Origin of the sequence: Marinobacter sp. UBA2688 (assembly GCF_002352785.1) — a bacterium.
GTDB classification, from domain to species: Bacteria; Pseudomonadota; Gammaproteobacteria; order Pseudomonadales; family Oleiphilaceae; genus Marinobacter; species Marinobacter salarius.
The window spans coordinates 1-5,937 of record NZ_DELU01000022.1; the positions used below are offsets into that span (position 1 = coordinate 1).

The 5,937-nt window shown below is 58.3% G+C and carries 8 protein-coding genes; 1 reads left to right on the top strand and 7 read right to left on the bottom strand.

Annotated elements, in window-relative coordinates:
• Nucleotides 1–90: 90 nt before the first annotated feature.
• The gene (locus B3M52_RS10180) at nt 91–1,767 is read right to left on the bottom strand and encodes a long-chain fatty acid--CoA ligase (RefSeq protein WP_199448632.1); all 1,677 of its coding nucleotides are present in this window, start codon (nt 1,765–1,767) and stop codon (nt 91–93) included.
• A gap of 193 nt (nt 1,768–1,960) precedes the next feature.
• Here B3M52_RS10180 and B3M52_RS10185 point away from each other — a divergent pair, with 193 nt between their 5' ends.
• Nucleotides 1,961–2,446, top strand: a complete 486-nt coding sequence (locus tag B3M52_RS10185; RefSeq protein ID WP_036205454.1) for a MaoC/PaaZ C-terminal domain-containing protein — start codon at nt 1,961–1,963, stop codon at nt 2,444–2,446.
• 18 nt (nt 2,447–2,464) lie between these two features.
• Here B3M52_RS10185 and B3M52_RS10190 read toward each other — a convergent pair whose 3' ends face one another.
• From B3M52_RS10190 to B3M52_RS10215, 6 genes are all read right to left on the bottom strand, one after another.
• Nucleotides 2,465–3,496 (bottom strand): AgmX/PglI C-terminal domain-containing protein, encoded by a 1,032-nt coding sequence (locus B3M52_RS10190; RefSeq protein WP_286749505.1) that lies wholly within the window; start codon nt 3,494–3,496, stop codon nt 2,465–2,467.
• Nucleotides 3,489–3,983: an ExbD/TolR family protein gene (locus B3M52_RS10195; protein ID WP_286749507.1), complete on the bottom strand. Its 495-nt coding sequence runs from the start codon at nt 3,981–3,983 to the stop codon at nt 3,489–3,491. The genes B3M52_RS10190 and B3M52_RS10195 overlap by 8 nt, the downstream gene beginning before the upstream one ends.
• Nucleotides 3,980–4,495 (bottom strand): ExbD/TolR family protein, encoded by a 516-nt coding sequence (locus B3M52_RS10200; RefSeq protein ID WP_041334778.1) that lies wholly within the window; start codon nt 4,493–4,495, stop codon nt 3,980–3,982. Before B3M52_RS10200 ends, B3M52_RS10195 begins: the two co-directional genes overlap by 4 nt.
• 15 nt (nt 4,496–4,510) lie before the next feature.
• Nucleotides 4,511–5,155, bottom strand: coding sequence for a MotA/TolQ/ExbB proton channel family protein (locus B3M52_RS10205; protein WP_036205450.1), 645 nt, complete (start codon nt 5,153–5,155; stop codon nt 4,511–4,513).
• Between the two features lie 18 nt (nt 5,156–5,173).
• Nucleotides 5,174–5,524, bottom strand: a complete 351-nt coding sequence (locus B3M52_RS10210; RefSeq protein WP_286749510.1) for a hypothetical protein — start codon at nt 5,522–5,524, stop codon at nt 5,174–5,176.
• The coding region (locus B3M52_RS10215) for a tetratricopeptide repeat protein (RefSeq protein WP_286749511.1) at nt 5,525–5,937 on the bottom strand (413 nt) is incomplete at its 5' end.

The following is a 5,937-nucleotide window of genomic DNA, read 5'->3' on the forward strand; positions in this document are numbered from 1 at the left end:
CGCGCCATGCCTGGCGCACAACGGAAAAACCCCGCCGAGGCGGGGTTCACGTCAACCGTTCGGGGCGATTAAACCGCCCGCACGAACCGATTACTTGCTGTTGGCTTCGTCACGCAGCTCGCGCCGCAGGATCTTGCCTACGTTGGTCTTCGGCAGTTCATCGCGGAACACGAAGGACTTGGGGACCTTGTAAGCGGTCAGGCGCTCGCGGCAGAACTCTTTCAGTTCATTTTCGGTAACACCTTCCGCGGTTGCCACCAGGTAGACCTTTACCGCCTCCCCGCTCTTGTCATCGGGAACACCGACAGCGGCACACTCAACCACTTTCGGATGACCACTAACCACGTCTTCTATCTCATTGGGGAAGACATTGAAACCAGACACGATAATCATGTCCTTCTTGCGGTCAACGATGCGGATGTAACCGTCTTCCTGGATAAGGGCAATGTCACCCGTCTGCAGGAAACCGTCGTCAGTGAAGGATTTCTGGGTATCTTCCGGGCGCTGCCAGTATCCGCGCATCACCTGTGGCCCCTTCACACACAGTTCGCCGGGCTCGCCAAGAGGCGTTTCGTTGCCGTCGTCGTCGATGGTTTTGACTTCGGTACCGGGAATCGGCAGGCCAATGGTGCCAAGCTGGATCGCGCTGTTCGGATTGAAGGTGACAACCGGCGAGGTTTCAGTCATGCCGTAACCTTCACTGATTTCACACCCTGTAACACGCTGCCACATTTTCGCGGTGTCACTGGTCAGCGCCATGCCGCCGGACGACGTCAGTTTCAGGGCACTGAAATCCAGGGCCTTGAATTCTTCGTTGTTGCACAGCGCCACGAACAGCGTGTTCAGCCCCAGGAATGCGGTGAAGCGATGGTTTTTGAGCTCTTTCACAAATCCGGGGATATCACGAGGGTTCGGGATAAGAACGTTGTGGGCGCCAGCTTCAAGCATGATGCCGCAGTTCAGGGTGAACGAGTAGATGTGGTAAAGCGGCAGCGGAGCAATAACCACTTCCGTGCCCTCCTCCACCGAATCTTCCATCATCGGCCGAGCCTGCAGGAGGTTGGCGACCAGATTGCCATGGGTCAGCATCGCGCCCTTGGCCACGCCGGTAGTGCCACCGGTGTACTGCAGAACGGCGATGTCGTCTTTCTTGCACTCCACCGGGGAGAATTTTTCCCTGGCCCCTGCACTGAGCACCGCCGGGAGTTTGTGAGCCTGGGGCAGGCTGAATGCCGGCACCATTTTCTTCAGGTGCTTCACGGCGGCGTTCATCAGCGTACGCTTCAGCGGCGAATGCATGTCGGCAATTTCGGTAACAATGACATGCTCGATGCCGGTATGAGGAAGCACTTTCTCTGCGTTATGGGCCATGTTCGCCAGCACTACAAGCGCCTTGGCACCGGAATCATTGAACTGGTGTTCCATTTCGCGAGTGGTGTACAGCGGGTTGGTATTCACCACGATCAGGCCCGCGCGCATGGCCCCAAACACTACGACAGGGTACTGGGACACGTTGGGCATTTGCACCGCAATCCGGTCGCCCGGCTTGAGGTCGGTCTTGTTCTGCAGCCAGGCGGCAAAATTCCGGCTCTGGGTGTCCAGGTCGCGATAGGTGAGCGTGGCGCCAACGGCGCTGAACGCGGGGCGGTCAGCGTACTTGTTCACGGCCTGATCAAATACGTCAACCATGCTACTGTATTTATCCAGGTCTACGTTCAGGGACACGCCAGCGGGGTATTTGTCCTGATAGAACTGCTCAAAATCCATCACCATCTCCTGTTTGGCATTTGTGCTTATAATGTTTACCAATGTCGTTTTGGTCAAAAAATCAACCAGACAAAAGTATCAGCCTCGAAAAGTCGGGAGAGAATAGCAGTTTTGTGAACGATGAGGTAGTTTTCAAAGCAGAACTGTAGCGGTTGTAGCCACCAACCTAATCACACCAACACTGGAGCCCATCATGAGCGACACTTTGGACACGCTTGAGAACATCACTTACGACGAACTCCAGGAAGGCGACTCCGCAACCTATGTGAAAACACTGACCGAGGACGAACTGGTGTTGTTCGCTGCTGTCTCCGGAGATGTGAACCCGGTCCACCTGGATTCGGAGTTTGCCGCCGACTCCATGTTCCAGGAACGGATTGCCCATGGCATGTGGAGCGGCTCACTGATTTCCGCGGCCCTGGCCACCGTGATGCCGGGCCCCGGCACCATATACCTGGAACAGAGCCTGGCGTTCAAGCGCCCGGTAAAGCTGGACGACACCCTGACGGTGACATTGACAGTACTGGCCAAGGAACGCAAAAACCGCGTAACCCTATCCTGCGATGTCCGCAACCAGAACGATGAGCGGGTTGTGACCGGTGAGGCGAAAGTGATCGCCCCTACCCAGAAGATGTCCCTGAGCAAGCCACAGCTACCAAAAATTACTATAGCGCACTAGCGTATACGGGCCCCTGAACTAACCCGGCAGGAAATCGATGGGGAATCGCACCGTCCTGGGTTCCACATCGTCCTCGCCGAAATTGAACAGGCGTACGCGCATGGCAATGCGTTGCTCCAGGCTTTGATTGCCCAGCTCGGAGCTCACCACCTCGCAACGCGATACTGACCCATCCGGTTCGATCACCAATTCCAGCATAACCTTACCTTCCAGCGTCGGGTCCTGACGCAGCTCGCGTCGGTAGAGGGAGTAGAGTGACGTTTTCTGGGCGTCGAACACCTGGCGGATGTTGCTCATGCCCCGCTGCCCCGGTCCGCCGGTGGGCTCCGGCGCAGCTTCTGGTACTGCTTCCTGCGCCACCTCCACGTTTCGAACCTGATGGCCAGCCACTGCCACCTCAGTTTCTGGCGCGGCTTCCCGAGTGACGCCGCCGCTGCCAGCAAGCGCCCTGTCGGGGTCAGTTTCGGCACCGAACAGATCTCCATCGCCGCTTGCGGTCTCGGCATCGACGTTGGCCGCCAGGGTGTCCACGGCGTCCGGCTCTGGAGCCCGCATACTGGCAAGTTGGTCCTGCATTGCCATCAGACCCGACCTGGAGGCGGTTTCACGCGCCTGCTCGACCGTTTGGGAAGGAGCGGGTGTCGGGCGCACAGGCTCGGGTGGGGGCACCTCTTCAGCCAATTCCGGCTCCACCGCTTTGGGTTCTGTACTTTCAGGTTCGGGCTCGGGCTCAGATTCCGGAGCCGGCTCGGGTTCAGGTTCAGGTTCAACCTCAGGCACTGGAATCGGCTTTGGCGCCTCGCGTTGCTCTACCAGTCGCGCCAACTGGGGCGGAATCTTCTCCGCCTCGCTGCGGTCGGGTTCCGGAAGCTGAAACGCCGGAATAAGCAGCGCAGGAGGCAGAAAGACCGCCACCATCACCAACAATGCCAGCACAAAACGGCGGTTTTCTCCCTTTTCCGCGCCCCATGGCAACCCGGATGAAAGGTGTTTGGTCGCGAGATTGTTGGGAGAGACCTTTTTGAGAGAAAGGTTCTGACACTCAGCCATTGCCGACCTCCTTCGCCGACTCAACAGCCAGCCGGACCTGCCGGAAGTCTTCATCGATGCAGGTTTGCATGATCTTTCTCAATAACCGGTAGTCGGTGGCCCGCCCTGCCATTATGGTCACCTCATGGCCCTGCTCCGGCACCTGGCCCCTCCGGTTACGCACCCAGGCAAGCTCATCCGCCAGCCCACCGATGGAGCTGTCCCCGGTTTCAATGCCATCCAACCGTGCAACTTCCCGGCCCTGCACGAGAATGGACCGGCCGATTACCTGGACCATCAGGGTTTCAACCGCCTCCTTGTCCGCGGTCGATTGCGGCAGTGGGACATCGGCCGTGTTCTGCATAACCTTTACATCGGACGAGTTCACCATCAGGAAGAACACCAGGATCGTGAAGATGTCCATCAGGGACACCAGATTCAGGCCTCCCGGGCGGTGCATACGGCTGTAGTGGCGCTGGATACGACGGGCACGGCGGGAGGTCTTCATGCACCCTCCCCTTCGACCGATAACGTCCGGTTTTCAGGTGCGTCTGCCAGTGCCACATCCGGGAAAAGCTCTCCCTTCACCACACTGGCCGCAACAACTGCCGGATAGGAGCGGAGCGTATCCATTGCAGTCACCAGAGTCTGATAGTCGATGTCCGGGCTGACCTCCAGAACGATGTCAGTCTTCTCCGGCACCCGCTTCTTGATCTGCTTGAGAGTTTCCCTCAGGCCGTCGAAGTCCTGTTCCCCCTCAATCAACGGCAGGGTCCGGATCACGCCTCTCTCACTGTCCAGCACTTCCAGGCCCTGGGGTATCAACGCCACCACCAGCCGCAGTTCGTCAGCCTGTGGCGACTCACCCGACTCCATCCCGGGAAAGTCGAGCTCAATCATACGAATCTGGCTAAAGACCATGCCCAGCAGCAATACCGGGACTAACACGATCATCAGATTCAGGAATGGCGTGATATCCAGTTCCGGATTGCTGACAAGCCTGCGATGTTTTCGTCTCATGCGGCAAACCCTGGCTCAGGCGGATTGGGGGGCGGGCTGCTCGGAGATAATGTTCAGCAGCTTCACCCCGGCCATCTCGAAACTGTCGACGATTTCATTGGTGCGGGTCTGAAGCAGTGCATGAAACATCAACAGGGGAATGGCCGACATCAGCCCGAACGCCGTGGTATTCATGGCAACGGAGATACTTTCCGACAACAGCGACGCCTTCTGGGACGGATCTGCAGCGGCCACCGCCGTAAACGCGGCGATAAGGCCGATGATCGTGCCCAACAAGCCCAGGAGTGTCGCGATGTTGGCCAGGGTTGCCAGGTATTGGGTACGTTTCTCAAGACGGGGCAAGACTTCCATCAACCCCTCTTCCATGGCGTACTCAACATCTTCGCGGGAGTGATTATTCAGTAGCCGACCAATGCCGGCGCTCATGATCGACGCGATGGCACTGTCAGAGCCTGTCGCGGCTTTCATCGCCCGCTGGTAATCCCGCTTCCTCAGCAGCGGCAGTATGCCCTTTTCAAAGGCAAGCCGGTTCCGGCGGCGCACCGAAGCGAGATAGATGAAACGCTCAACGGTAATCGCCAGGCCGATGGCCAGCACAATGGCAATCGGATACATGAAGGGACCACCTTCCTGAAAAAAACGAACAACAGTTTCCAGCATATTCAGACTCCCGGTTCTCTACTGCAGGGAAAGAGTGGAATCCAACAATGGATTCAGGGTTTCACGAAACGTCCGGTGACGCTCAAGGGTCAACGGGTCCTTGTGTTCGAGCAGTTCCTCGCTTCCGGCATCCAGTTCAGCACGTGAACGCCGCGGCAAGGTCGGCGGCTGCCAGGGCAGGATATAAAGCACGCCGGGATCATCGTCTCCGGTATGGCGGTTGATTCCCTCCACGCCCAGTGCGACGGTGTTATCCGCGGCCTGAGACACAACCGCTTCCGAGGCATTGGACGCCTCATTTGCAAAGGCCATGAACGGGGCAAGCATCAAGCTCATCCCGGCCGTCGCCAATCGTCGATAAAAGCGCATTCAGTCCAGTCTCCTTTCAAGGTCCGCAATCCATCCGGCCACCTGCTTCTCCTCGGTGCCCGCCAACTCGCGGTAACGGCGGTAGTGAGCCAGTGCGCCATCCAGATCCAGCAGATACAGCTCTGAGATAACAGCAAGGTTGTAATGTAGTTCGGCGGTAACCGGGGAATGGCTGAGCCCCGTTTCCAGCACCGTCACCGCCTCCTCAAATCGTCCCTGTTCTCGCAGCAACAATGCCAGGTTATTGGCCGTGAGCGCGTTGGCCGGGTTCATATCAAAAGCCTCACGGTACCGTTCGAGGGCCTCTTCCTTGCGTCCCTGCTGGTGTGCCTCCCAGGCCTGACGTGCCAGTTCACTGGCCTCGGCGGTGTTGACGACCACCGGCTCCGGCCTGGGCTGGCTGGCGCACCCAG

Excerpts from the sequence above, each read along its gene's own strand:
- B3M52_RS10180 (WP_199448632.1), bottom strand. The coding sequence starts at position 1,767 with ATGGATTTTGAGCAGTTCTATCAGGACAAATACCCCGCTGGCGTGTCC.
- B3M52_RS10185 (WP_036205454.1), top strand. The coding sequence starts at position 1,961 with ATGAGCGACACTTTGGACACGCTTGAGAACATCACTTACGACGAACTC.
- B3M52_RS10190 (WP_286749505.1), bottom strand. The coding sequence starts at position 3,496 with ATGGCTGAGTGTCAGAACCTTTCTCTCAAAAAGGTCTCTCCCAACAAT.
- B3M52_RS10210 (WP_286749510.1), bottom strand. The coding sequence starts at position 5,524 with ATGCGCTTTTATCGACGATTGGCGACGGCCGGGATGAGCTTGATGCTT.
- B3M52_RS10205 (WP_036205450.1), bottom strand. The coding sequence starts at position 5,155 with ATGCTGGAAACTGTTGTTCGTTTTTTTCAGGAAGGTGGTCCCTTCATG.
- B3M52_RS10200 (WP_041334778.1), bottom strand. The coding sequence starts at position 4,495 with ATGAGACGAAAACATCGCAGGCTTGTCAGCAATCCGGAACTGGATATC.
- B3M52_RS10195 (WP_286749507.1), bottom strand. The coding sequence starts at position 3,983 with ATGAAGACCTCCCGCCGTGCCCGTCGTATCCAGCGCCACTACAGCCGT.